Origin of the sequence: Arsenicicoccus dermatophilus (genome assembly GCF_022568795.1) — a bacterium.
In the GTDB taxonomy this organism is placed as follows: Bacteria; Actinomycetota; Actinomycetes; order Actinomycetales; family Dermatophilaceae; genus Arsenicicoccus; species Arsenicicoccus dermatophilus.
In genome coordinates, this window is sequence record NZ_JAKZHU010000001.1 from 2,580,528 (window position 1) to 2,604,296 (window position 23,769).

Here is a 23,769-nt window from a genome sequence, read left to right on the forward strand (position 1 = left end):
GCTGTCGAGCACGTGAACTGTGCTGTCCTGCAGGGGTATGTCGGTGCTGGGTGGTTGGCTGACCTCATGGACACCACCCTGCTCGTCGGTCTGCTCGTGGGGGCTCTGCTCGGCGCCCTGGTCGCCTGGCTCGCGCTGCGCGGGTCGGGAGCGGCGCGCACCGCGGAGCTCGCCGGGCTGACGGCCGAGCGGGACCTGTGGCGCGAGCGCTGCGTGGACCTGGAGGCGTCGATGGGCGAGGACTCGCAGACCGCGGCGACGCTCGGGCCGATGCGCGAGGCCCTGGCCCGGATGGAGCGCACGGTGGGGACGCTGGAGCGGGACCGGCAGCAGCAGTACGGCGCTCTCGGGGCCCGCCTGGAGGAGGTCACGGCGACCACGACGGCGCTGCGTGACCAGACCGCCTCGCTGGCGGGGTCGCTGCAGTCGAGCAACGTGCGCGGCGCGTGGGGCGAGGCGCGGCTGCGGCGGCTGCTGGAGCACGCCGGGCTGCTGGCGCGGTGCGACTTCGACGAGCAGGTGGCCGCGGTCACCGAGCACGACGCGGCGGTCCGCCCCGACGCCGTGGTGCGCCTGCCGGGCGGCAAGGTGCTGGTCATCGATGCCAAGGCGCCGCTCACCAAGTTCCTTGCCGCGCAGGGCGAGTCGCTCGACGAGACGCAGCGGGCCGCCCACCTGCGCGGGCACGCGGCGGCGCTGCGCGGGCACGTCGACACCCTCGCGGCCAAGGCCTACTGGACGGCCTTCCCGGTCACCCCGGAGATGGCAGTCTGCTTCGTGCCGTCCGACGCCGTGCTCGCGGCGGCCCTGGCGCACGACCCGACGCTGTACGACGACGCCCTGTCGCGCCGGGTGGTCCTGACCTCCCCGGCGACCCTGCTCGCGCTGCTGCGCACGGTGGCGTTCACCTGGCAGCAGGACGCGCTCGCGACCAACGCCGCGCAGCTGCTCGCCCTGGGCAAGGAGCTCTATGCCCGCATCGGCACCCTCGCCGGCCACACCACCCGCCTGGGCACCCAGCTCACCCGCTCGATGGAGGCCTACAACGCGATGGTGGGCACGCTGGAGTCCCGCGTGCTCGTCACGGCCCGCCGCATGCACGAGCTCGATCTGGTGACCACCGCGCCGCCCACCCTCGACGTCGTCGACCAGGCGCCCCGCCCGCTCACCAGCGCCGAGCTGCTCGACGCCCTGGACGCCGAGGTCGCCCGCCCGGCCGTCGACCCGGAGCTCGCCCGCCCCACGGTCTCCCCCGCCCGCGAGGCCCTGCCGACGCGGGACGCCGACTCCGCCTGACGACGACGCCCTCCCACCGGCTGCTCCCGCCGACCGCTGCTCCCGCCGAGCGGGCGGCTCTGGCGCCGGTCCTCACGCTGGTGAGCCTGCCGCCCGCAGACCCGGCGGGGACGTGACGCGTCCCCGCCGGCGAGCGCGGGCGGGGGCGGGGCGGGTGCGGGTGCGGGTCAGTCCTCGCCCAGGATGCAACTCGTTGCCCTCGGGGTCGGCCATGACGACCCACCCGAGGTCCTCGCGCCAGAACTCCGCGACGGTGTGCGGGTCGAGGGCGTCCCAGGTGGTGTGGGACAGGCGAAGCGACATGAGGTCTCCTTGGGGCGGGGGCAGTGCCCCCCAGTCTCCCCTGCGGGCGGACGCGCCGGGGGATGCGGTGGCCGGCTGCCACGATCCCCCTGCTACCCGCGAGTAGGTCGACAAGCGGTCACCGACCCACCCCCGAACGGCTCTGTGGCGGACGGGTGAACGCCGAGCCGCGCCGGACGCCGTACGTCCGAATCATCCCGGCCGAAGTCGACATCGAGGCAGGAAGAGGGCAGCACGATCGGTCAGACCGCCCCTGACCTGTTGTCACTAGTAAGTCACACGTAGTTACAGTTTTGCCATGTCGACGAACACGCAGCCCCGAAGCCCCCGTCGGTGGGTCCGTCCCGTCGCGTGGCCCGCAGGCCTCCTGGCTGCTGCGGGCCTCGCCGCCCCTCCGGCCTACGCCTGGCACCTGCACCAGACGGTGTCCCACAACGTCAAGCACGCCTCGCTGATGCCGGCCGCGCACAAGGCGAAGCTCGCGACCGCCGGGGAGTCGATCAACCTCCTCGTCGTGGCGACCAACGACGCCCACACCGGCGCCGGCAGCTTCAGCATCGCCCACATCTCGGCCGACCGCCGCCGCGTCGACCTGGTCATCCTGCCGCGCGAGGTGCTGGAGCCGACCTTCGAGAGCAAGGGCAGCTCCGGTGCGGTGGTCAAGGCCGAGGACACCCTCGGCATCCGCATCGACGACGTCACCGAGCTGGACCTGTCCGACATCCGTGACCTGGTCGACGGCGTCGGTGGCGTGACCATCGACGGTCGCCAGATGGACGGTTCGGCGGCTCTGGCCTATGTCCGCGAGGGCGACCTGGCCAAGGGGCGGCGCGACGAGCAGCGCCACCTGACGTTCATGAAGGCCGTCCTGGGCAAGGCCCTCGGCAGCAAGAACCCGATCATCATCGACCGTTTCACCAAGCTCGCCTCGCAGAAGGTCACCCTCGACAACGGCACCACCGTCAACGAGGCGGAGGACCTGATGCAGAGCCTCATGGACGCGCAGATCCACACGACCTACCTCAGCAACCGCGGCCGCTTCCAGGCGCTGCAGCAGCACCTGCAGCACGACTCCATGGAGTCCTTCACGAAGTGACGGCGCCGCCCGGACGGGCGTGCCCCTCCCCTGCGGAGGGGCACGCCCATGTCCGGGGTATCCCGTAGGCCCGGGGCAGGCCCGGGGCAGGCCGGGGCGGGGCCTGCGGCGGGCATACGCCGAACGGCATACGAAAGTAACTCTGAGCGATATCTTGGTCGGAAACACTCACTGAAAGCAACAGGGGCGGATCGTGGACCTGCAGGACTATCTGCGCGTGCTGCGCAAGCGGTGGCGCATCGTGCTCGGCCTCACCCTCCTGTCGACGCTGGTCGCGGGGGCGGTCGTCGCGCTGACGCCCAAGAGCTACGAGTCCCGGACCGAGCTCTTCGTGTCGACGGCCAACACCGGCACGAGCGCGGACCTGATGCAGGGCAGCACCTTCACCCAGCAGCAGATGAAGACCTACGCCGAGGTCATCACCTCCCCGCGGGTGCTCGACCCGGTGCGGCGGACCCTGGGTGTCGATCCCGGGGCCGACCTGGCCCAGGACGTGCGGGCGACGACTCCCCCGGACACGGTGCTGCTCGACCTGACCGTCACCGACCACGACCGCGCCAAGGCCGCCAGGGTCGCCAACGCGATCGCCGAGCAGTTCACCACCACGATCCAGGAGCTGCAGTCGCTCAAGGCCGGTCAGGACAGCCCGGTCAAAGCGTCGATCCTGCAGACCGCGGTCGAGAGCGACCACCCGGCCGCCCCACGCCCGCTGCGCACCCTGGCCCTCGGGCTGGTCCTCGGCCTGCTCCTCGGCCTGGGCGCGGCGCTGCTGCGCGACCGGCTCGACACCTCGATCAAGGGCGAGCGTCAGGTCAAGGAGGTCACCGAGGATCCGGTCATCGGCGGCATCCACTTCGACCCCGACGCCTCCTCGCACCCGCTCATCGTCCAGAGCGACGCCCACAGCACCCGCGCGGAGGCCTTCCGGACGCTGCGCACCAACCTGCAGTTCGTCGACGCGGCCAACCACCCGCGCGTGCTGGTGCTGACCTCCTCGCTGCCCGGCGAGGGCAAGTCGACGACGACCGGCAACCTTGCCCTCACCCTCGCGGCGAGCGGTGCCAAGGTCTGCGTCATCGAGGGCGACCTGCGCCGCCCCCGGCTCCTGCAGTACATGGGTCTGGAGGGCGCGGTCGGCCTGACGTCGGTGCTCATCGGCGAGGCCGACCTGGAGGACGTGCTGCAGCCCTTCGGCGACAACCTGCACGTGCTCGGCTCCGGCCCGATCCCGCCCAACCCCAGCGAGCTGCTCGGCTCCCCCGCGATGCGCGACCTGCTGGACCGGCTGCGCCGGGACTTCGAGTATGTCGTGATCGACGCGCCCCCGGTGCTGCCCGTCACCGACGCGGCGGTCCTGTCCACGCTGGCCGACGGCGCGGTCGTGGTCGTCGGCGCCGGGGTGATCCGCAAGGAGGACCTGGCCCGGGCCCTGGACCAGCTGGGCACCGTGGACGCCCGTGTGCTCGGGCTCGTGGTCAACCGGGTGCCCACCAGGGGCAGCGACGGCTACTCGTACTACAGCGAGCGCTATGCCTATGCGCCCGAGGGTGGCTCGCTCTCGGGCCGCCGCCGGTGGGCCCCGTGGGCGGGGCGCGGGCGACCGCAGCCGCTGACGGCCGGCGCCACGGCCACGACCCGGTCGGCGCACCGTCGGTCGCGTCGGCGGTCCGGCGGCCGCTGACCGCGTCGCCCGCCGTCGGCGGCCGCTCGACCCGCCGCCTCCCGGCGAGCCCCGGGGCGGTCAGGCGCCGAGGACCCGCAGCACCTGCGGGAGCGCCCCGGCCACCTGACGGGTCATCCGGTCCAGGACGGCCGTGTCCTGACGGTAGGGGTCGACCAGGTCCGCCTCCTGCGGGGGCAACGGAGGTCGCTGCCCGCGCCGGGCGGCGAGCAGGGGCACGACCGCGGTGAGCCAGTCCCCCGGCATACCTCTGGCGGGCAGCGCCTCGTCCGGGAGGTCGCGCGCGAGGTCGGCGAGGTCGAGCAGGGTGAAGGTCCGCGCGAGGGCGCGCGGCGCGAGGCGGACCACCGCCGCCCGGTGATCGCGGGTCGCCGTCAGCACCAGCCGGGCCCGCGCTGCGAGCTCCACCGTCAGCGCCCGCGCCCGGAAGTCGTCCCCCGAGCCCCCGGCCGCTCGCAGCCGGTCGAGGACTCGTGGGTCCATGGGGTGGCCGTCGAGGGCGCCGGTGCCGGCGCTGGCCACCTCGACCGCGCCTGGGCCCCAGGCCCGGTCGAGCGCCCCGTGGAGCAGCCGCTCGACGTAGGGCGAGCGGCACACGTTGCCGGTGCACACGACGAGGATGCGGGCGGGCTCGCTCATGGGGGTCACGCTATGTCACCTTTCGTCGGGCCATGGGCAGTGTCGCCGCAGAATTCCTCCGGAGATCGGTCGCTCTGGGTGACGAACGGGCCCCCATGGGGACGCCCTTGCCGTTACTTTAGGGGGAAGTCAATTACCAAGCGTAAGGATCGCCATGCCCTTCGTCGCCCGCCGCGACCGTCTGGTCCGGCTGACCTGGGCCGCCGCCGACACGCTCGCCTGGGTGGCCGCGGTGCTCCTCGCGACGTGGGTGCGCTACTCCTTCGCCCTGGCCCCGGTCCTGCTGCCGAGCATCTCCGCGGCGGCGCTGACGAGCGGCGCGGCCTATGCCCTCGTCTCGGTCGCCACCGGCCCCTATCGCAAGGGGCACACCCGCGGCTCCTTCGAGGAGGTGCTGGACGTCACCACCACGGCCGTCATCACCGGCGCCGGGCTGCTCGCCTGGACCCTGCTGGTGCCTCCCCCGTGCTGCCTCGCGCCGTGCCCGTCATCGCCATGCTCCTGGCCGTGCTGCTGATGATGACCGCCCGCTTCGTCGTGCGCGCCGCCCGCCGCCGCGAGGACGACCGGGCCGAGGGCAAGGAGCGGGTGCTGGTGTATGGCGCCGGCCGCAGCGGCCGCGCGCTGATCCGCGCGCTGCGGGAGGACCCGACCTCGGCATACCGCCCGGTCGCTCTCCTGGACGACGACCGCACGACGCACCGCACCTCCGTCGAGGGCGTGCGGATCCGCGGGGGCCGCGCTGACCTGGGCCGGGTCGCGGCCGCCACCCACGCGCAGCGGATGATTATCGCGATCCGCGAGGCCGACGCCGAGACCGTGCGCGAGCTGCACGACCGGGCCCGCGAGGCAGGCCTCACGGCGATGGTGCTGCCCACCATGGGCGAGCTGCTCGGGCAGGACCCCACCTCCCGAGACATCCGCGACGTCAACCTCGAGGACCTCCTGGGCCGCCGACCGATCACCCTCGACGAGACCGCGATCGCCGGTCAGCTCGCCGGCCGCACCGTGCTCGTCACCGGCGCCGGTGGAAGCATCGGCAGCGAGCTGTGCCGCCAGATCGCGCGGTTCGAGCCGGCCCGGCTGGTCATGCTCGACCGGGACGAGTCCGCCCTGCAGGGGGTGCAGCTCGACCTGCAGGGAAACGGGCTGCTCGAGAGCGACACGATCGTACTCGCCGACATCCGGGACCAGGAGGCGATGCAGCGGGTCTTCCGCGAGCACCGGCCCGACGTCGTCTTCCACGCCGCCGCGCTCAAGCACCTGCCGCTGCTGGAGCGCTACCCCCTGGAGGCGTGGAAGTCCAACGTGCTCGGCACCCTCAACGTGCTGCGCGCCGCCCAGGCGTCGGGGGTGTCGACCTTCGTCAACATCTCGACCGACAAGGCCGCCGACCCGGTCTGCGTGCTCGGCTACAGCAAGCGCATCGCCGAGCGACTCACCGCCGACATGGCCGCGCGGGCCGACGGGCGCTACATGAGCGTCCGCTTCGGCAACGTCCTCGGTTCGCGCGGCTCTGTGATCCCGGCCTTCACCCGCCAGATCACCCGCGGGGGCCCGGTCACCGTGACCCACCCCGAGGTGCAGCGCTACTTCATGCTCATCCCCGAGGCCTGCCAGCTGACCATGCAGGCGGCCGTGATGGGAGCCGGCGGCGAGGTCATGGTGCTCGACATGGGCCGGCCGGTGCGGATCACCGAGATCGCCGAGACGCTGGTCGCCATGTCGGGCCGCACGGACGTGCGCATCGTCTACACCGGGCTGCGCCCCGGCGAGAAGATGTCCGAGGACCTCTTCAACGCCGCCGACCGCTCCCGCGGCACCTCCCACCCGCTGGTGAGCAGCGTGGACGTGCCACCCCTGGACGGCACGACGGTGGACGGCATGCCGCTGACGCACGAGCGCGCGGCCGGGTGGATGCGCGGGTGCGCCCGCGAGGGCCAGGGCCCCCTTCCCGCCGACCACCTCGGTCTGGCCGGGGCGCTCCCCACCGAGCAGCCCGCGCGAGAAGACCGCCGATGAGCCGCATCCACCTGTCCCGCGCCCAGGTCACCTCCGTCGAGGAGGGTTTCGTCCTGGACGCCCTGCGCTCGGGCTGGGTCGCACCCCTCGGGCCGCACGTCGACGCCTTCGAGCACGAGGTCGCCGAGCGCGTGGGGGTGCCGCACGCGCTGGCGCTCAGCTCCGGGACCGCTGCTCTGCACCTGGCCCTGCTGCACTTCGGCGCCCGGCCCGGGACGGTCGTCGTGGTGCCGACCATGACCTTCGCCGCCACCGCCAACGCCGTCGCCTACACCGGCGCCGACCTGGCCTTCGTCGACAGCCGGGCGGACGACGGCAACGTCGACGCCGACCTGCTGCTGCGCGCCTGCGACGAGCTCCGCGCCGAGGGCCGGACCGTGGCCGCGGCGATCCCGGTCGACCTCTTCGGCCGATGCGCCGACTACGGCGTGCTCGCCCCCGGTCTCGCGGAGCACGGCATACCGCTCGTGGAGGACGCGGCCGAGGCGCTCGGAGCCTCGCTCGGGACGGCGGCGGCCGGGTCCTTCGGGCTGGCGGCGGCCCTGTCCTTCAACGGGAACAAGATCATGACCACCTCCGGCGGCGGCATGCTGCTCAGCCACGACCCGGCCGTCGTCGAGCGCGCGCGACACCTCGCGACCCAGGCCCGGCAACCGGTGCCGTGGTACGAGCACGAGGACATCGGCTTCAACTACCGCCTGTCCAACATCCTGGCGGCCCTCGGACGGGGCCAGCTCACGCGGCTCGACACGATGATCGGGCGGCGCCGCGAGATCCGGCAGCGGTATGCCGGTCTCCTCGGCGGGCTCCCGGGGATCCGTCTCCTCGGGCGCGGGACCGATCGCGACGACACCCAGGACAACTGCTGGCTCACCAGCATCGTCCTCGACCCCGCCGTGTGGTCCACCACCGCCGACGATGTGGTGGCTGCCTTGTCGCAGCAGGAGATCGAGGCCCGGCACCTGTGGAAGCCGATGCACCTGCAACCGGTCTTCGCCGGGCGCCGCGCCTTCCTCGACGGGACGAGCGAGATGCTCTTCGCCCAGGGGGTCAACCTGCCGAGCGGCGCGGACCTGACCGACGACGACGTGGACCGGGTGGTCGTCGCCCTGCGCGCCACCCTGCGGGAGGCCGCGTGAATCCTTCGACGTACGAACGCCTCAAGCGTGGGCTGGACATCGCCGTCGCGGCGACGGGCCTGGTGGTCACCGCGCCGGTGCAGGCTGCCGCGGCGCTGGCCGTGCGCCGGACCATGGGCACGCCCGTGCTCTTCCGCCAGACCCGACCCGGTCTGCACGGCAAGCCCTTCGAGATGGTGAAGATGCGCACGATGCTGCTGCCCTCCCAGGTCGGCGGGACCGGCGACGACGCCGCTCGACTGACCCCGCTGGGTCGCTGGCTGCGGGCGACCAGCATCGACGAGCTCCCGACGCTGTGGAACGTGCTGCGCGGAGACCTCAGCCTGGTCGGGCCCCGCCCGCTGCTGATGGACTACCTGCCGCTCTACAGCACGGATCAGATGCGCCGGCACGAGGTCCGCCCAGGCCTGACCGGGCTCGCCCAGGTGAGCGGCCGCAACGCCCTGCCCTGGGAGGAGCGCTTCACCCTGGACGTGGAGTATGTCGACCGCCGCTGCCTCGGTCTCGACCTGCAGATCCTGGCGCGCACGATCGCCACCGTGCTGGGCCGAGGTGGCGTGAGCGCTGAGGGCCACGCCACGATGCCCGCCTTCCACGGCAGCGCGGAGTCAGCCACGACCGCCGGAGGACCCCGATGAGACGCGTCCTTGTGCTCAACCAGTTCGCCCTTCCCCGGGACCAGGGAGGAGGGACCCGCCATGCCGATCTGTTCAGCCGCTGCCCGGGCTGGCGGTCGGTGGTTCTGACGGGCGACCGCAACCATTACAGCCAAAAGAGATTCACGACCGACGACCCCGGATTTCGCCTCCTGCCTGTGCCTGCCAGCGATGGGAGCCCGAGAGCCCGGTTGGCGTCCTGGGTCGCCTATTGCGTACAGGCCCTCGGTTTCGGCCTCCGGCACCGACCTGACGTGGTCTTCGCCTCCTCGCCACACTTGCTGACCGCTGTCGCCGGATGGACCCTGGCCCGAATGATTCGCGTCCCGCTGGTACTGGAGATCCGGGACCTGTGGCCAGAGTCCTTCGTCGCAGCAGGGCTTCTCACCCGCGGATCACCGCCTCATCGAGTTCTCGAGGCGATCGAACGGTTCGTCGTCCGACGAGCTGACGAGATCGTCGTCGTCACGCCAGGTTGGGAGCAGCACCTCTCAAGGCTGGGCGCCGATCTGCAACACTGCACGATCGTTCCCAACGGAACGGAGCCCTACGACTTACACCTCTCGTCCAACGACCGCGAGAAGAGGCGCCGTTCCCTGGGGATCGACCGGACGACAGCGGTATTCGCGGGGGCGCACGGACCCAAGGACGGGATCGACCTGATCCTCGATGCTGCGGCAAGCATCCCCGAGGTGGACTTCTTGCTCGTCGGTGACGGCCCGGCCAAGGACGACGCCCAATCTCGTGCCCGGCGGGAGGGCCTGAGCAACGTCCGGTTCACTGACCCCGTCCCGAAGCAAGACCTCCCGGTGCTGCTGGCCTGCTGCGACATCGGCGTCCACTCCGTGACGCCGTTGGATGTCTTCCGGCTCGGAATGAGCCCCAACAAGCTGTTCGACTATCTGGCGGCGGGTCTGCCCGTCGTCAGCAACGCCGGGGATGCGGTGACCGGACTCATCGGCCGTGACCGGTGCGGCCACGTTGGCGACTCCGGCTCTCTGGCGGATGGAATCCGCCTCGTACAAGCCGCAGATGATCAGCAGCGAGCCACGTGGCGCCACACCGCGCACACCCTCATCCGCACGCGCTTCTCACGGGGCGAGGCGGCTCGCTGCCTGGCGACGGTCCTGGATCGAGTGTGTGACGACCACGCAGGCAGGAGGACACCGCGATGAGACGCGTCATGCACGTCACGACCGCACACCCCGTCAGCGACAACCGCATCCTGCGCAAGGAGTGCACCGCCCTCGCCCAGGCAGGGTTCGACGTGATTCTGGTGGCTGTCCACGATCGCGACGAGGTCCTCCACGGCATACCCGTGCTCGGACTCCCGAGGCACCGAGGCCGATTGTCGCGCATGGTCCTCGGGCCGGTGGCGGCGTGGCGGCGGCTGTCCGCACGACGGCCCGACGTGGTCCACGGGCACGACCCCGAGCTGATCCCGCTGCTCCTGCTCTATCGGCTCGTGCACCCCGGTTGCAGGGTGATCTACGACGCTCACGAGGACCTCCCGCAGCAGGTGGCAGGAAAGCCCTACCTGCCCCGACTCGTTCGGCCCGTGGTGGCTCGCGCCGCTCGCGCCCTGGAGGGTCTGGCCGACCGCGGACTCGATGCCGTCGTCGTCGCAACCCCGCACATCGGTCGCCGCCATGAACTTGCCCGGACCGTGCTGGTGCAGAATTACCCATGGTTGAGCGACTTTCCCGAGCCTGAGCCGTATCCCACCGATGCTTCCCCCGTCGTGTGCTACGCAGGGGGGATCAGCGCGGGCCGCGGCTACGAGGCGATGTGCGCGTTGCCTCGCCTGGTCACCCGCCCGTTGGAGGTCGTGCTGGCAGGACCATGTGCTGAGGAGGTGGCTGGTCGGCCTCTCCCGGAGGGGGTGACCCACCTCGGGACGCTGGCCCCGGACGAGGTTCCCCCGCTCCTGGCCCGGTCCGCAGCGGGTCTGGCCGTCCTCCTCCCGCTCCCCAACTACCTGGAGTCCCAACCCACGAAGGTCTACGAGTACCTCGCGGCCGGCCGCCCCTTCGTGGCGTCCGACTTTCCCTACTGGGTCGAGACCTTCGGCCCTCACCGCTGCGGGCTCTTCGTCGATGCGACCGATCCTCGCGCCGTGGCCCGGGCCGTCGAGCTCCTTCTGTCCGATCCCGAGGAAGCTGCCGCGATGGGGGCCCGTGGCCGCCAAGCGGTGGTGGAGCACTTCAGCTTCGAGAACGAGGCTGCTCGACTCTGCGCCCTAGTGACGGACCTGGTGGGCCGATGACCTCGCCGGGGGCCCGCAGTACTACCCCCATCATCGGCCCTACGGCTCTGGCGGTCCTCGCCCTCGGTGGCTATGTCAAGGGATCGCGCTACCTGGCCTGGATCCCCGTTGACCTGACGATCCTGGCTGGTGCAGTCGTGCTCGTGGTCGTGCTGTGGACACTGGCGGTGCGACGACGGCCCGGAGGATCACCGGTACCGCTCCTGCTGTGGTTCGCCACCCTCACCAGCGGGTTGCTCAGCAGCAGTTCACCGGAGAACACCTATGCATCGCAGAAGGTCATCCACGTCTTCGTGCTGGCGCCGCTGTGCGTCATGGGCGGGCTGGTGCTGCTCGACAGCCCCCGAGGACGGCGGAGCTGGCTGCGATCGGTCGTGGCTGTCGGATTCGTCACGATCGCCCTGGCGCTCGTGGACCCTGCCGGGTCCACCTCACGCCTGTACTCAGAAGGTGGCAGCACCATCGGTCTGGGACGTGCCGCCGGCGGCGCTCTGGTTGTCCTGCTCACGGTGGCTCTGACTCGACGGAAGCACCGTGAGTTCGCACTCCTGCTGGCGTTCGTAGCGGGCTATGTCGTCTTGCGTACCGCTTCCCGAGGGCCGGTGCTCGCCTCGGTGCTGGCGGTCCTCGCCGTGGTGGCTCTCTCCCGCACCTCCGGGCGGATCTGGCGAACCCTGCTGGTCCTGCTGCTCCTTGCCCTGGGGGGTGCCTGGGCCGCGTCCGGTGGCGCCGACAGCCGGCTGTTCGAGACCGCGGGAGCCTCGGCCGAGATGCGCGGCATGCTGCTGCGCTATGCCGTCGACGCCGCACTTCACCATCCGTTGGGCATCGGGTGGGGCGGTCTCTACGACTACATGGGCTTCGCCACGCTCGACTCCGGCTACGTGCAGTATCCCCACAACGTCATCGTCGAAGTTGCCTCAGAGGGCGGTTGGGCGGCCGGAGCCGCGACGTGCGCAGCGTTAGCGGTTGCGCTAGGTCGCCAATGGCGTCATCAGGCCCTCCCAGGCGAGCTAGCCATGACGGCCCTGCTCTTGTTCGGCCTGCTCAACGCGCTGGTGTCGGGCGACGTGAACGGCAACCGTGGCCTGTGGGTGGCCATCGGAGCGGCTCTAGCGGCCCAGATGCGTGCCCCCGCGCAGGGACCACCAGGACAGGACCCACAAGGCGGCATAGCTCAGCGCCCAAGCCGCTCCGAGAGCAGTGACCGTCATCGGGGCGGGCCACGCCAGGTGGTGGCCCAGAACGACGACACCGGCGCACAGAACGAGGCGGAACACGTCCCAGCCCGCCTGCCACGACACCTTGCCCATCACCACGACGGTCTGTGAGAGCGGGGCCGCCACGAGCTGGCACACGAGGCCCACTGCCATGACACGCGCGTAATCCCCACTGACTCGCCACTGCGAGCCCAGGACGGTCGCGAAGGCCCATGGGGCGAGGCCGATCAACGCGGTCCCCAGAGCAAGACCCACCGCCAGCAGTCGTGCCGATGTGCGCAGGAACAGACCCATCAGCTCCGGGGATCGCGTCCGTCGCGCCGCCCCGAACTCCCCCAGGTAGACCTGCGCCAGCGCCACCCCGACGAGGGCGAGCGGCAGTCCCAGGACCCGCTGGGTCATGCCGAGCCATCCGGAGACGGTCGTGCCGTAGAGCGACGCCAGGATCAGCACCGGGGCCTGCAACCCCAGCGAGTTGACCAGGCCTGACGGTGCCATCAGGAGGGGGAAGGTCCGATATCGCACCAGCGTGGCCCGTATCGACCCCCTGTGGTGACGGTGCCACGCTGCGTCGTTCGTACGCAGGGCCCGGACCAGGGTGACGATGCCGATCAGCTGTCCGGCGGCGAGTCCGAAAGCCAGGCCGTGGGCACCCCCGTGGAACGTCGCCGCTCCCACCTGCATCAGCGACACCGCGGCAGCCTGAACCATGGTGCGCCGCGCGATCGCGGCATACATCCGCCTGCGTATAGCCAGCTGGTTGAGAACCGTGAAGGCCCCGGCCAGGGATGCGGTCAGCGGAATCCAGACCAGCAGGGAGGGATCGATGTCGAGGTCAAAGGCCGCGACCACGGGCTCTCGGGCCAACCAGGCGACCAGCGTGAGCACCAGGCCGAGGACCGTGGCTGTCGTCAGGGCGAGGCGGGCGATGTCCAGCGCCTCACCATCGTCGTCGGGCACCGGGATCGCCAGGTCCAGACGGAGGGCTCCCACCGTGGCAAGCGCGACGATCGCGGCGTTCACCACGGCGAAGGGGCCATAGTCAGCCGGAGGCACCAACCGGCTGATGATCGGGGCGCAGGCGAGCGCCACGAGCTGACCGCCCGCGGTACCGCCGACGATGGCCAGCGCACCGCGACGTGCGGAGCTCATGCGGACACCGCTACAGCCAGCCGATGCAGTTACTCACGGCAACACTATGCCAGAATTCTGTTGCAGAAAGTCATATCTGCGCGTCAGGCGTCGATGTAGGTCCGCCCCACGCGCTTGCCGATGTGGCAGGTCACCTCGTACGTGATCGTCCCCAGCAGGTCGGCCATCTCGTCGGTGGTGATCGCGCTCTCGCCGCTCGCGCCGAGCAGCACCACCTCGTCACCCACCTGGACCGGGCACGGACGGTCGGCCGGGCCGAGGTCGATCATGGTCTGGTCCATGCACACCCGCCCCGCGATCGGGCACGAGCGTCCGTCGACCAGCACGCGCCCGCGGTTGGACAGGTGGCGGTCGTAGCCGTCGGCGTAGCCCACCGGCATCGTCCCGATCCACCGGTCCTGCTCGCTGTGCCAGGTGCGGCCGTAGCCCACGGTCGTGCCCGCCGGCACCCGCTTGACGAAGCTCACCCGGCTCACCCACCGCACCGCCTGCCGCAGCGGGATCGACCGCGGGGTGGTCACGTCCGGGTAGTAGCCGTAGGCCATGATCCCGGGCCGCACCATCGTCAGCCACGACGACGAGTGGCCCAGCACGCCACCGGAGTTCGCGCAGTGCACGTGCTCCAGGGCGCGGCCCAGCCGGGCGTGCACCGCGTCCACGACCTCACGGAAGCGGGCGACCTGGTCCTCGGTGAACTCGTCCTGCGAGGCCGTGTCCGACACCGGCAGGTGCGTGAAGATCCCCTCCAGGCGCACGTCCGGCAGCGCCTCCACGTGGGCCGCGACCTCGGCCGCCTCGGCCACGGCGACCCCGATCCTCGCCATACCGGTGTCGACCTTGAGGTGCACCCGCGCCGGCCGCCCCACCCGGGCCGCCGCCTCCTGCAGCGCGTCCGCGCACTCCCGGGAGGGGACCGCGGTGACGACGTCCGCGGCGATCGCCGCCTCCATCTCCTCCCCCGGGAAGCAGTGCGACAGCTTGAGGATCGGCAGGGTGATGCCCGCCTCGCGCAGCTCCAGCGCCTCGGGCACCGTCGCCACGCCCAGCCAGTCGGCGCACCCCGTGGCCTGCACCATCTGCGAGACGGCCACGGCCCCATGGCCGTAGGCGTCGGCCTTGACCGCCACCAGCACCGTCCGGTCCCCCACCGCGGAGCGCACCCCGTCGAGGTTGTGACGTATGGCGGACAGGTCGACCTGGGCGTGCGTCGCGTAGAGCATGGATCCGTTATCCCACAGCGCCGTCCCCGCCGCGCGCCCGGGGGCCGCTGCGGCGTCCGCGCAGGTAGCCTCGCTGCATCGTCGCGCGAGAGGGGCCACCATGTCGGCACGTGGAGTCCTGGTCGTCGGTGCCGGAGGCTTCGGCCGGGAGACCCTCGACGTCCTGATCGCCCAGGGGCGCACGGTGATCGGCGTCGTCGACGACGCCCCGGCCGAGCGCAACCTGCAGCGCCTCGCCGACCGGGGCATCCCCCACCTCGGCACCCTCGACGCGTGGTTGGAGCGCACCGACGCGAGCACGGAGTATGTCGTCGGCATCGGCAACGGCGCGATCCGCGAGCGTCTCGCCGCGCGCCTGGACGCCGCCGGGCACCGGGCCGCGACCGCCATCCACCCGGACTCCACCATCGGGTCCCGCGTCACCATCGGCCCCGGCACCGTGATCCTTGCCGGCGCCCGGCTGACGACCAACATCACCCTGCACGAGCACGTCCACCTCAACCCCAACGTCGCGATCGGCCACGACAGCGAGCTCGGGTCCTGCACGTCCGCCAACCCTGCCGCGGTCGTGGCGGGCGAGGTGCGCGTCGGCGCGCGGGTGCTCCTCGGGACGGGCAGCCATGTGCTGCAAGGGCTCTCGGTCGGCGACGACACCGTGGTCGGGGCCTGTGCCCTGGTGACCAAGGACGTGCCGTCCGGCGTCGTGGTCACGGGGATCCCCGGCCGCTGGTGAGGGGCCTGACCGAGGCCTGTCACCCGCGGGTTCGGGACGCTGGATCCCTTGCAGGGCGAGGTTGCCCGGAACGGCCGGGTCGGGCCGCGGCCGGGTCGTCCCGGCGCCCGTCATACCGCTCGCCCTGCACAGGCCCTGGGTCACCGGGCCTGCTCGCCCGCCCCGCGTCGACGCACCCCACGCGACCTGACCCGCAGCCGCCGGCAGCGGGCAGGCTCGGCCTGCGCGACCAGGTCAGCGGCCGGCCAGGTCGGCGACGACCCAGCCGAGCAACCCGGCGACGTCGGCGTCCGGCTCCTGCGGGAGCGCCTGGACCCCGAAGCCGTGCGGATACCACTCGGACCGGCCCGGCAGGAGCCGCAGCACGCCAGTCCCGCAGCGATCGGCGTGAACCACCGTCACCACGTCGAGCCCACCCTCCGGCGGCGGGGACCACAGCGCGGTGCGCGGGCCGTGCGACCACGCCCGCAGGCGCTGCGACGCGGCCTCGTCGGCGTCCAGCCCGAGCTGGTCCTCCAGCAGCGGGGCGTCGTCCGTGATCGCCGCCGGGGCGGTGCGCAGCGACTCGGCGAGCGAGGCCACCAGGTCGCAGACCACCACCCCGCGCGACGTGGGGCTCGGCCGCGTCAGCCAGAGCAGGTGGGGCCCCTCGTGCGCGAGCGCGTGGGCGACCACCTCGTCGTCGTCGGTCAGCAGACCGTCGCGGATCGCCAGGAGCTCGGTCCCGAGACCGGACGCCTCGACGACGAACGACACCCCCACCGCGTGCTCGTCGTCGAGCAGCTCGGCGCCGGCGACCACGCCGTCGCACCAGCTGTGGGCGCTCACCACCCCGCCGCCGGGCCCACGGCGCACCCGGTGCACCGCGGCCGGGAGGACCCCTGCAGGCGCGTCAACGCCGACCTTCCAGAACATCCCTCACCCCCAGCGAAGGACCCTGCCGTCGATGTCCAGCGTGGCGACCCGGAGATTCTTGGGGTGGTAGAGCTTCCACGCGCTACCACCGTGAGGTCGCCCTGAACGCTCCTTCGACACCTGCCAGGGCCGACCACCCTTCTCGTCGAGATCGGTGCCCTTCCTGACCGTGAGGACGGTGAGGGCAGGGGACGTCAGCAGCGCGACACCCAGGGCGCACCGGACGATCCCGGCTCTGGGCATGGCAGGAGGCTACCCGGACGAGGAGGGCCCCGCCCGGCCGGTCGGCGCGATCAGTCGACGGCGGGGATCCCCCTGCGCGGGTGACCCACGACGACCTTCTCGACATACGGGCTCGTCGAGATCGCCAGCAGCGCGGCGTAGTCCGGGTAGAACGCCAGCTCGTCACCGACCTTCAGCGAGCCCGCGTCGGCGGCGTCCTCGACGTCGATGATCATGTGGTCGCTGCTCGCGCCCAGGATCGAGATGTTGGGGTCGAGCGGGTCCAGTCCGTCGACCACGGCGTCCTGACGGCCGAGGTTGACGATGGCGCGCAGCCGCGTCCCGCGGTCCTCGAAGGCCGGCTCCTCGCCGAAGGCGTTCTGCCCGCGCTTGCCGATCGGCACCGACGGCTTGCGCTCCAGCTCGACGATCTCGACGACGAGCTTGACCGTGTCCTGCCGGGTGCCCGGCCACGGCGAGCGGTCGAAGACGTTGCGCCCCAGGATGATCGACTCGCCCATCCGGAAGTTGTTGATCGCCTCGGGCATGTGCCCCGACGCGAGGAAGGGCAGCGACGCGGAGTTGCCGCCCGACAGCAGCGGCAGCTCCAGACCGGTCGCGGCGCGCGCGGCGTCCCGGACGTCGACCAGGACCTTCATGTTCTCCTCGCTGGGCACCACCCCGCCGAAGCACGCGAGGTTGCAGCCGAGCCCGACGACCTCGATGCCGCGCAGCTGCGCCGCGCCGAAGGCCACCTCCACCGCGCGGTCCGGCCACACGCCCTCGCGCAGGTCGCCCACGTCGACCATCAGGATCACCTGGTGCCGCTTGCCCGCCGCGATGGCCGCCTCCGACAGCACCTGCATCGTGGTGAGCGAGGAGTTCAACGAGATGTCCGCGAACTCCACGATCTCCTTGGCCCGCGACGGCTCGGAGATGCGCAGCAGCATCAGCGGCAGGTCGATGCCCCGCTCGCGCGAGTGCCGCAGGTTGTCGATGCGGGAGTCGGCGATCATGTCGACCCCGCCTGCGACCAGCGCGTCCACGACGGCCGGGTGCGCGCAGGTCACCTTGGCGACACCGGCCACGCTCGCGCCGTGCTCGTGCGCGAGCCCGCAGACGGCCAGCGTGTTGTAGGTGATCCGCTCCGGATAGATCTCCAGCCGCGGGGTGGGGTGGGTGGTCATGCCTGCTCCTCGGCGGTCCGGTCGGCGTCCTCTGCGTCGACGTCTGTCTCAGCGGTATGCCGCGATGCCGCGGCCCCCTCGGGGTCGGCCTGCTCGACCCACGCCCGGAAGGTCGCCCGCACCTCGTCGGGCAGCTCCTCCCCGATCGTGCCGAGCGCCGAGAAGAGGTAGTCCCGGTCGACGAGCACGCGCGCCGTCGACTCGGGCAGCAGGTGCGCGCCCGGGCCGGTGCACACCGAGCGCAGCACCTCGGCCGAGCCCTCGACGCGGGTCAGGGCGCCGCCGGTGGCGACCACCCAGCGCACCGCGGTGAGGTCCTTGCCGCGGACCACCTGCTTCTTGCCCGTGGGGGTGTAGATGTCCGTCAGGCTGCCCGCGTGCCGCCTGACGCCCACCTGGACGGCGGTGGCGCACAGCCAGCGGGTCAGCTCCCGCTGCCGGTCGGTCGCGGGCATCGCCTCGAGGTCGTCGAGGCGGGCGGCCCAGGTCTCGTCGCCATAGGCCTCGACCACGTTGCGGGCGTTGACGTAGACCCCGAGGTCACCCTCGACGGTGCGCTTGGCGCGCGGCTCGGGGTCGAGCACCTTCCCGGCATACTCCAAGGACCCCTCGGTCACCGAGTGGATGTCGGTGGTCGCGCCACCCACGTCGACGACGAGCACGTCCCCGAGCTCCGCGGCGAAGAGCTCGGCCCCGCGCAGCACCGCACCCGGCGTCGGCAGGATCCCGCGGTCGGTGATCTCGGCGAAGCGGCCCATCCCCGCGGCGCGGGTGATGTGACGGTTGAAGACCTCGTGGATCAGCACCCGCAGCGGCTCCACGTCGAGCACGTCGACCGCGGGGAAGACGTTGTCGGCCAGCAGCAGCTCGACGCCGTGCTCGTCGAAAGCGCGGGTCACCCCGCGGCGCGCGGCGGAGTTGCCGGCATAGATCACCGGGACGCCCAGCTCGGCCGCGACCGGGGCGAGCGCCCTGGCGTTGTCGACGACGACCTTCTTCTCGCCGTGGTCGACGCCGCCGGCGAGCAGGATGATGTTGGGCGCGAGCTCGCGCACGTCCTCGACGTCGTCCTCGTCCAGGGCACCGGCGGTGACCTGCTGGACGATCGCGCCGGCCCCGAGGGAGGCCTCGCGGGCGGCGCGGGCGGTCATCGAGACGGTCAGGCCGTGCACCGTCATGCGCAGCCCGCCGGCCGCCGAGCTGTTGACGTAGGTCGTGACCCCGGCGACGGATCCGCCGTAGGCCTGCTCGAGGTCGGCGATCGCCGCGTCGACGCCGATGCCCACGTCGCCCTGGGCGACGGAGGTCGGCGCGAAGCCCTGCGCCACGTGCTCCAGCCGGCCGTCGGCGCGACGGAAGCCGTTGACCTTGGTGATGGTCGAGCCGACCTCGATGGTCAGGATGTCGACGGACGCCATGCGGGTCCTTCCGGGGACGGGTGGGGGTGCGGGGCGGACGAGGGTCGCGTGCCCGGAGGCCGCGGGAGAGCTCACCGGGGGTGGTCGGACTCGCCCGGGCAACGAGGCCCGGCTGGTCCGACCACCCCCGGTGGGTCAGGCCTGGTTGCGGGCGCGGAGCGTCTTGACCATGGCGTTGACGACGTGGATGCCCTTGGTGCCACGACCGAAGGTCGCGTCCAGGCCGGTCTCCGCCGCCATCTCGCGGTTGACCTGGGTGCCACCGGCGATGAGGACGACCTTGTCGCGGATGCCCTTCTCCCGGCACAGGGCGTCGAGCTTGCGCATCATCGACCGGTGCACGTCGTTGTGGCTGATGATCGTGCTGATCAGGATCGCCTGCGCGCCGGTCTCGATCGCCGCGTCGACCATCTTGTCCAGCGGGACCGAGGTGCCGAGGTAGTCGTACTTCACGCCGTACTTCTCGATGCCGCCGTGCTTGATGTCCAGGATCTCGCGCAGCCCGACCGAGTGCTCGTCCTCGCCGACGGTGCCGGCGACGACGCGCAGGCCGACCTTGCCGACGACCTCCCGCAGCTCCTCCTCGGGGAGGATGACCTCCTTCTCGGGGATCTTGAGCGTCGAGCGGTCGATCGCGAAGCCGACCTTGCCCTTGACCTCGACGAAGGTGCCCTCCGAGGGGTGCATGGCCTCGGTGTTGATGACCTCCGGGTCCTGCAGACCCATCTTCTTGGCCATCTCCACGGCATACACGTCGGCGATGTCCTCGTTCTCCGGGACGAAGAGCTGGATCAGCACCGTGCCGTCGCCCGCCCACTCGGCCTCGGGCTTGATCTGGCCGCCGCTGCGATAGGGCTTGGTCGCCTCCAGGCGCGCCGACGCCGAGTCCTCGGGGTCGAGCTCGTCGATGTAGACGATCTTGTCCGGGTCGGACAGGGTGTCGCCGCCGATGGCGTCCTCGGGCCGCTCGACGCGGTGCCCCACCAGCTCGTGCACGAACTCCGGGATGGTGTTGTGGCCGAAGTGGCAGGACACCGGCGCGAAGTAGTCCTCGTCGCGCTCGATGATCGAGCCCGCGCCCACGCCACCCTGGCCGTCACGGGCGATGCCGTCGCCGTTGCGCTCGGGGTACTTCGCCGAGTCGACGAAGAAGCCCTTCTCGACCGCCGCGAAGTAGCCGCCCTGCTCGATGGCCTCCTCCAGGAAGGCGACCGAGCGGACCTTGAGGTCGCGGACCATCTCGCCGAGCGGGCCGTCGTGCTTGAGGCCCACCAGGTCGTTGATGCCGTCCAGGCCCGCCCACATCTGCTTGACGGTCTGCAGGCCGCGGACGTTGTTGTAGTGCCACGGCACGTTGCGCCCCTCGTCGGGCGTGATCGTGGACTGGATGTCGGCGCGCGTCAGCATCGAGATCAACGTGTCGATGGTGTGCGTGCGCACGGCCTCCTCGATGTCGGCCTCGATGTAGCGCGTGTTCTGCTGCGCGCGCATCTTGAAGTCCGAGAAGAAGTCCCGCAGCGCGACGGCGTAGGGCAGGTCGTACCAGAGCTTCGGGGCCGGCGGGGAGTTCGGCGGCACCGTGGACAGGCCGATGAGCTCCTTCGGCATACCGACCATGACCGAGAAGGCCGAGTTGATGCCGTGCTGCACCATCAGCTCGGGCATGACCAGCCAGCCGGCCTTGGCCGTCGCGTTGGCGTTGTGCGCCCCGTCGATCTGGAAGATGCCGGCGCCGGACATGACCTTCTTGGCCTCGGCGGCATCCACGAACGAGCGGTACATGTTCACGTTGCGGTAGAGCACGTTGTACTGCGGGTCCTGGTGGGCGCCGTTGATGCCCTCCTCCGCGAAGAGCACCGCCACCTCGGGCCCGGCCACGCCGGACACGTAGGAGTGGAAGTTGATCGGGCGACCCACCTCGTCCTCGATCAGGTCGCAGGCCTTGCGGGACGCGCGGATCTGCTTGCGGGTGATCGGCACGCCGCCGATGCCCTCGGGAGTGCCCTCGAGCAGGCCGTCGATGTGGGACTGGCCGGTCGTGCGGATCACCATCAGGTGGTCGGCGCCGTGCCAGGCCGCCATGCGCATGCGGCGGATGTCGTCCTCGAAGCGACCCGAGGCGATCTCCGTGGTGACCACGCACTTGGGCTGCGGGTCGATGCCCCCGAAGTACTTCGAGGCAGGCAGGCCCAGCGACTTCGCGAGCGGCTCGGCCATGTCGCGGTAGTGGAAGGGGCCCATGTCGACGCCGTCCGCGGGGACCTCGCGCCAGACCCAGCCCTTGCGGCGGGGACGGTAGTGCTCCAGGTCCTCCAGGATGTGCTCGACGTCGAGCTTGACGTTCTCGTCCAGGGGACCCATCGGCTGCTGCTGGTCAGTCATCGTCGTGTCCCTCACTTGGCCTGGGCGGTGGTGGTGTCGAACAGCCCGTCGAGGACGGAGTCGTCGTCGGTGATCGCCGTGGCGGCGGCGCGCACGTCGCAGCCGAGCTTGTGGGAGACCTTGAGCACGACGTGGCCGGCACCCTTGCCGAGCAGGCCCTTGTCGTGGATCTTGTCGACCACGCCGTGGCTGCTGACCGAGTCGATCCCCATGCGCAGCAGGATGCTTCGCTCGATGGAGGGGCTGGTGTGGGTGCGGGCGAGCTCGACGACCGGCTCCATCATCTGGTGCGACAGCTCCCAGAAGCGGGCCTTGAGGTCCTCGTCGCTCATCGCGTCGAGCTCGGCCTGACGCCTCGCGAAGCGGGCGGTGCGCTCGTCGCTGGTCGTCTCGGCGGTCGGCTCGGGGGTGACGTCGCGCTCCGGGGTCGGCGGCGTGAGGTCCGGGGTCTCGTCGGTCATGTCAGTTCAGCCTTCCGTGGGGGTGGGGAGGTTGGCCTCGACCCACGCACGCGTGGTGTTGGTCTCGGCGGCGAGGTAGTCGTAGTCGGTGTCGGTCCACTGCTCGGGAGCCAGCACCTTGACGGCGTTCTTGAGATAGGAACGCCGGATGCGGTCCAGGTCCATCGGCTTGCCGTGCACCTGGGAGAGCTTCTCCGGTATGACGATCCGCTCACCCGGCACATTGCCCGCCGGATCGCCCACCGTCACCTCGATGCCCCGCTCGCGCGCGAACGACAGCTGGCGGTTGTGGTGCTTGCCGGCCCCGGTGTACTCCGTCTCCTGGACGACGACGACCTCGTCCTCGCCCAGCTGCGACGCCAGGGACACCGCGGACGTCAGCGAGGTGTTGCCCGCCGGGCCGCGCTCGATGCCCTCGAGCTTGGTCAGGAGCTCGGTGACGTAGAAGACCTCGCCCTGGGTCACCAGCTGGTAGTCGTCCATGTAACGCAGCGAGCGGGCGGCATTGCGCGGCACGTCGGTGCGGTCGGGCCAGCTGGCGAAGGGGACGCCGAAGCCCGTGTGGCCGGTGGTGAAGGACTTGCGGTTGAAGTCCACGTCGCTGGCCATGTGCAGCCCGGACAGGTCGACCGAGCAGGCCACGACCCGGGTGTCCTCGCAGCCGACGGCGCGCAGCCCGCGGGCGGTGCCGGTGAGGTTGCCACCGCCCGCCTGGGTGACCACGACCGCGGCCGGGGCGACGCCATACCGCTCCTGCACCTGACGGCCAATCTCCGCGCCGAGGGTCTCCACGCCGCGGATGCCGAAGGGCGTGTAGAGCGAGGCGTTGAAGAAGCCGGTCGTCTCCAGCGTGACGAGCATCTGGTAGAAGAGCTCCGGCCCGACCGACAGGCGCTGGACCTCGGCGCCGTAGGCCTCGCAGGCGCGGGACTTCTCGACGATCTCCGGCTGGCCGATGCCCTCGGAGTCGAAGACCTCCTGCAGCACGATGCACTTCAGCCGCCGCATGGCCGCCTGGGAGGCCACACCCGCGCCGTAGTTGCCGGACGTGGCCGTGGCGACGCCCTCGTAGCCGCGCTCGCGGGCCTCGTAGCAGGACACCGACGCGCGCCGCGCCTTGAACGAGCCGGACGCGTTGGCCGCCTCGTCCTTGAGCAGGATCCGAGCGCCCTTGCCGGGCTCGCTGATCCGCCGCACCATCTCGGTGAGGTTGCGCAGCTCGTACATCGGCGTGTTGCCGACCTTGGTCTCGGCCTGGATCTGCGCGATCCGCTCGATCGTGTAGCCGGTGTCGGCCATCATCCGGTCGTAGTCGAAGGCCAGCGGCGTGAGCTCGTAGGTGTCGTAGTCGATCCCGAGCGCGCCACGCATGATCTCGACCTTGCGCGCCATGACCGCGGCGTACGACATGTCGCGGCCCTTGGGCATGGATGCCTGCGTGACGATCATCGCCAGTCCTCCCCGATCCCGATGTGCAGCAGCTCCGGCACGGTCCGGCCGAAGGAGTGCTCGTAGTGCGGAGCCACCAGACGCAAGGTGCCCGGGTGCTGGTGACCGATCAGACTCGTGACGGTGACCTCGTCGCCGACCCGGGCCTCGGCGTCCAGGAAGCCGGACATGCGCAGGACATAGGGCTTGGTGCGGGTCTCGTCGGGCAGCTGGGGGGACCGGTCCTCGGGTCGCAGGAGGACCCGCTCGATCTCCACCCAGGTGCCGGCGGGGACGAGATCACTCATGCCATCTCTCCTTCTCTTCCCTGCC

The 23,769-nt window shown here is 71.4% G+C and carries 22 protein-coding genes and 1 pseudogene; 11 read left to right on the forward strand and 12 right to left on the reverse strand.

Annotated features, from left to right (window positions below; all coding sequences use genetic code 11):
- Positions 1-66: 66 nt before the first annotated feature.
- Entirely contained in the window at positions 67-1,296 is a 1,230-nt protein-coding gene (locus tag MM438_RS11890; protein WP_241452747.1) for a DNA recombination protein RmuC, read from the forward strand.
- 72 nt (positions 1,297-1,368) lie between these two features.
- Here MM438_RS11890 and MM438_RS11895 read toward each other — a convergent pair whose 3' ends face one another.
- Positions 1,369-1,599: a hypothetical protein gene (locus MM438_RS11895; RefSeq protein ID WP_241452748.1), complete on the reverse strand. Its 231-nt coding sequence runs from the start codon at positions 1,597-1,599 to the stop codon at positions 1,369-1,371.
- A gap of 298 nt (positions 1,600-1,897) precedes the next feature.
- Between MM438_RS11895 and MM438_RS11900 the strand changes: the two genes are divergently transcribed.
- Together MM438_RS11900 and MM438_RS11905 are read left to right on the forward strand one after the other, a co-directional pair.
- The gene (locus tag MM438_RS11900) at positions 1,898-2,695 is read left to right on the forward strand and encodes an LCP family protein (protein ID WP_241452749.1); all 798 of its coding nucleotides are present in this window, start codon (positions 1,898-1,900) and stop codon (positions 2,693-2,695) included.
- A 193-nt stretch (positions 2,696-2,888) separates the two neighbouring features.
- Positions 2,889-4,376 (forward strand): tyrosine-protein kinase domain-containing protein, encoded by a 1,488-nt coding sequence (locus tag MM438_RS11905; RefSeq protein ID WP_241452750.1) that lies wholly within the window; start codon positions 2,889-2,891, stop codon positions 4,374-4,376.
- Positions 4,377-4,436: 60 nt separating this feature from the next.
- Here MM438_RS11905 and MM438_RS11910 read toward each other — a convergent pair whose 3' ends face one another.
- Entirely contained in the window at positions 4,437-5,015 is a 579-nt protein-coding gene (locus tag MM438_RS11910) for an arsenate reductase/protein-tyrosine-phosphatase family protein (RefSeq protein WP_241452751.1), read from the reverse strand.
- A gap of 154 nt (positions 5,016-5,169) precedes the next feature.
- Here MM438_RS11910 and MM438_RS11915 point away from each other — a divergent pair, with 154 nt between their 5' ends.
- The 7 genes from MM438_RS11915 to MM438_RS11945 are packed head-to-tail and all read left to right on the forward strand — an operon-like array spanning position 5,170 to position 12,429.
- Positions 5,170-5,532, forward strand: coding sequence for a hypothetical protein (locus tag MM438_RS11915; protein ID WP_241452752.1), 363 nt, complete (start codon positions 5,170-5,172; stop codon positions 5,530-5,532).
- Positions 5,496-7,037, forward strand: coding sequence for a polysaccharide biosynthesis protein (locus MM438_RS11920; RefSeq protein WP_241452753.1), 1,542 nt, complete (start codon positions 5,496-5,498; stop codon positions 7,035-7,037). The genes MM438_RS11915 and MM438_RS11920 overlap by 37 nt, the downstream gene beginning before the upstream one ends.
- Positions 7,034-8,176 (forward strand): DegT/DnrJ/EryC1/StrS family aminotransferase, encoded by a 1,143-nt coding sequence (locus MM438_RS11925; RefSeq protein WP_241452754.1) that lies wholly within the window; start codon positions 7,034-7,036, stop codon positions 8,174-8,176. The genes MM438_RS11920 and MM438_RS11925 overlap by 4 nt, the downstream gene beginning before the upstream one ends.
- Positions 8,173-8,814, forward strand: coding sequence for a sugar transferase (locus MM438_RS11930; RefSeq protein WP_338155548.1), 642 nt, complete (start codon positions 8,173-8,175; stop codon positions 8,812-8,814). Before MM438_RS11925 ends, MM438_RS11930 begins: the two co-directional genes overlap by 4 nt.
- On the forward strand, positions 8,811-10,007 hold the full coding sequence (locus tag MM438_RS11935; protein ID WP_241452756.1) for a glycosyltransferase family 4 protein: 1,197 nt from the start codon (positions 8,811-8,813) through the stop codon (positions 10,005-10,007). The genes MM438_RS11930 and MM438_RS11935 overlap by 4 nt, the downstream gene beginning before the upstream one ends.
- Positions 10,004-11,098 carry a glycosyltransferase gene (locus tag MM438_RS11940; RefSeq protein WP_241452757.1) on the forward strand — a complete coding sequence of 365 codons (1,095 nt, stop codon included), beginning with the start codon at positions 10,004-10,006 and terminating at the stop codon, positions 11,096-11,098. Before MM438_RS11935 ends, MM438_RS11940 begins: the two co-directional genes overlap by 4 nt.
- The gene (locus MM438_RS11945) at positions 11,095-12,429 is read left to right on the forward strand and encodes an O-antigen ligase family protein (protein WP_241452759.1); all 1,335 of its coding nucleotides are present in this window, start codon (positions 11,095-11,097) and stop codon (positions 12,427-12,429) included. The genes MM438_RS11940 and MM438_RS11945 overlap by 4 nt, the downstream gene beginning before the upstream one ends.
- 75 nt (positions 12,430-12,504) lie before the next feature.
- Here the strand turns inward: MM438_RS11945 and MM438_RS11950 are convergent.
- Positions 12,505-13,470: pseudogene (locus MM438_RS11950) on the reverse strand (lipopolysaccharide biosynthesis protein); the annotation flags it as partial.
- 83 nt (positions 13,471-13,553) lie between these two features.
- On the reverse strand, positions 13,554-14,690 hold the full coding sequence (gene alr / locus MM438_RS11955) for an alanine racemase (protein WP_241452761.1): 1,137 nt from the start codon (positions 14,688-14,690) through the stop codon (positions 13,554-13,556).
- A 100-nt stretch (positions 14,691-14,790) separates the two neighbouring features.
- Here alr and MM438_RS11960 point away from each other — a divergent pair, with 100 nt between their 5' ends.
- The gene (locus tag MM438_RS11960; RefSeq protein ID WP_241452762.1) at positions 14,791-15,423 is read left to right on the forward strand and encodes an acetyltransferase; all 633 of its coding nucleotides are present in this window, start codon (positions 14,791-14,793) and stop codon (positions 15,421-15,423) included.
- A 234-nt stretch (positions 15,424-15,657) separates the two neighbouring features.
- Here the strand turns inward: MM438_RS11960 and MM438_RS11965 are convergent, their stop codons facing one another.
- The 8 genes from MM438_RS11965 to ortA all read right to left on the reverse strand — a co-directional run bounded on the left by MM438_RS11965 (position 15,658) and on the right by ortA (position 23,744).
- Positions 15,658-16,338, reverse strand: coding sequence for a hypothetical protein (locus MM438_RS11965; RefSeq protein ID WP_241452764.1), 681 nt, complete (start codon positions 16,336-16,338; stop codon positions 15,658-15,660).
- Between the two features lie 3 nt (positions 16,339-16,341).
- Positions 16,342-16,581 (reverse strand): hypothetical protein, encoded by a 240-nt coding sequence (locus MM438_RS11970; RefSeq protein ID WP_241452765.1) that lies wholly within the window; start codon positions 16,579-16,581, stop codon positions 16,342-16,344.
- A 50-nt stretch (positions 16,582-16,631) separates the two neighbouring features.
- Positions 16,632-17,747, reverse strand: a complete 1,116-nt coding sequence (locus MM438_RS11975) for an alanine racemase (RefSeq protein WP_241452766.1) — start codon at positions 17,745-17,747, stop codon at positions 16,632-16,634.
- Complete coding sequence (locus tag MM438_RS11980) at positions 17,744-19,165, reverse strand: glutamate mutase L (RefSeq protein WP_241452769.1); 1,422 nt, start codon at positions 19,163-19,165, stop codon at positions 17,744-17,746. The genes MM438_RS11975 and MM438_RS11980 overlap by 4 nt, the downstream gene beginning before the upstream one ends.
- Positions 19,166-19,300: 135 nt before the next feature.
- Positions 19,301-21,547 (reverse strand): D-ornithine 4,5-aminomutase subunit OraE, encoded by a 2,247-nt coding sequence (gene oraE, locus MM438_RS11985; protein ID WP_241452772.1) that lies wholly within the window; start codon positions 21,545-21,547, stop codon positions 19,301-19,303.
- Positions 21,548-21,558: 11 nt separating this feature from the next.
- Complete coding sequence (gene oraS / locus MM438_RS11990; RefSeq protein WP_241452773.1) at positions 21,559-22,008, reverse strand: D-ornithine 4,5-aminomutase subunit OraS; 450 nt, start codon at positions 22,006-22,008, stop codon at positions 21,559-21,561.
- Between the two features lie 6 nt (positions 22,009-22,014).
- Positions 22,015-23,457 (reverse strand): 2-amino-4-oxopentanoate thiolase subunit OrtB, encoded by a 1,443-nt coding sequence (gene ortB, locus MM438_RS11995; RefSeq protein WP_241452774.1) that lies wholly within the window; start codon positions 23,455-23,457, stop codon positions 22,015-22,017.
- Positions 23,454-23,744: a 2-amino-4-oxopentanoate thiolase subunit OrtA gene (ortA, locus tag MM438_RS12000; protein WP_241452775.1), complete on the reverse strand. Its 291-nt coding sequence runs from the start codon at positions 23,742-23,744 to the stop codon at positions 23,454-23,456. The genes ortB and ortA overlap by 4 nt, the downstream gene beginning before the upstream one ends.
- Between the last annotated feature and the right edge of the window lie 25 nt (positions 23,745-23,769).

What these genes read in the sequence shown, in the direction of transcription:
- MM438_RS11890 (WP_241452747.1), top strand. Translation starts at nt 67, where the DNA reads ATGGACACCACCCTGCTCGTCGGTCTGCTCGTGGGGGCTCTGCTCGGC.
- MM438_RS11895 (WP_241452748.1), bottom strand. Translation starts at nt 1,599, where the DNA reads ATGTCGCTTCGCCTGTCCCACACCACCTGGGACGCCCTCGACCCGCAC.
- MM438_RS11900 (WP_241452749.1), top strand. Translation starts at nt 1,898, where the DNA reads ATGTCGACGAACACGCAGCCCCGAAGCCCCCGTCGGTGGGTCCGTCCC.
- MM438_RS11910 (WP_241452751.1), bottom strand. Translation starts at nt 5,015, where the DNA reads ATGAGCGAGCCCGCCCGCATCCTCGTCGTGTGCACCGGCAACGTGTGC.
- MM438_RS11915 (WP_241452752.1), top strand. Translation starts at nt 5,170, where the DNA reads ATGCCCTTCGTCGCCCGCCGCGACCGTCTGGTCCGGCTGACCTGGGCC.
- MM438_RS11925 (WP_241452754.1), top strand. Translation starts at nt 7,034, where the DNA reads ATGAGCCGCATCCACCTGTCCCGCGCCCAGGTCACCTCCGTCGAGGAG.
- MM438_RS11935 (WP_241452756.1), top strand. Translation starts at nt 8,811, where the DNA reads ATGAGACGCGTCCTTGTGCTCAACCAGTTCGCCCTTCCCCGGGACCAG.
- MM438_RS11940 (WP_241452757.1), top strand. Translation starts at nt 10,004, where the DNA reads ATGAGACGCGTCATGCACGTCACGACCGCACACCCCGTCAGCGACAAC.
- MM438_RS11945 (WP_241452759.1), top strand. Translation starts at nt 11,095, where the DNA reads ATGACCTCGCCGGGGGCCCGCAGTACTACCCCCATCATCGGCCCTACG.
- alr (WP_241452761.1), bottom strand. Translation starts at nt 14,690, where the DNA reads ATGCTCTACGCGACGCACGCCCAGGTCGACCTGTCCGCCATACGTCAC.
- MM438_RS11960 (WP_241452762.1), top strand. Translation starts at nt 14,791, where the DNA reads ATGTCGGCACGTGGAGTCCTGGTCGTCGGTGCCGGAGGCTTCGGCCGG.
- MM438_RS11965 (WP_241452764.1), bottom strand. Translation starts at nt 16,338, where the DNA reads ATGTTCTGGAAGGTCGGCGTTGACGCGCCTGCAGGGGTCCTCCCGGCC.
- MM438_RS11970 (WP_241452765.1), bottom strand. Translation starts at nt 16,581, where the DNA reads ATGCCCAGAGCCGGGATCGTCCGGTGCGCCCTGGGTGTCGCGCTGCTG.
- MM438_RS11975 (WP_241452766.1), bottom strand. Translation starts at nt 17,747, where the DNA reads ATGACCACCCACCCCACCCCGCGGCTGGAGATCTATCCGGAGCGGATC.
- MM438_RS11980 (WP_241452769.1), bottom strand. Translation starts at nt 19,165, where the DNA reads ATGGCGTCCGTCGACATCCTGACCATCGAGGTCGGCTCGACCATCACC.
- oraE (WP_241452772.1), bottom strand. Translation starts at nt 21,547, where the DNA reads ATGACTGACCAGCAGCAGCCGATGGGTCCCCTGGACGAGAACGTCAAG.
- oraS (WP_241452773.1), bottom strand. Translation starts at nt 22,008, where the DNA reads ATGACCGACGAGACCCCGGACCTCACGCCGCCGACCCCGGAGCGCGAC.
- ortB (WP_241452774.1), bottom strand. Translation starts at nt 23,457, where the DNA reads ATGATCGTCACGCAGGCATCCATGCCCAAGGGCCGCGACATGTCGTAC.
- ortA (WP_241452775.1), bottom strand. Translation starts at nt 23,744, where the DNA reads ATGAGTGATCTCGTCCCCGCCGGCACCTGGGTGGAGATCGAGCGGGTC.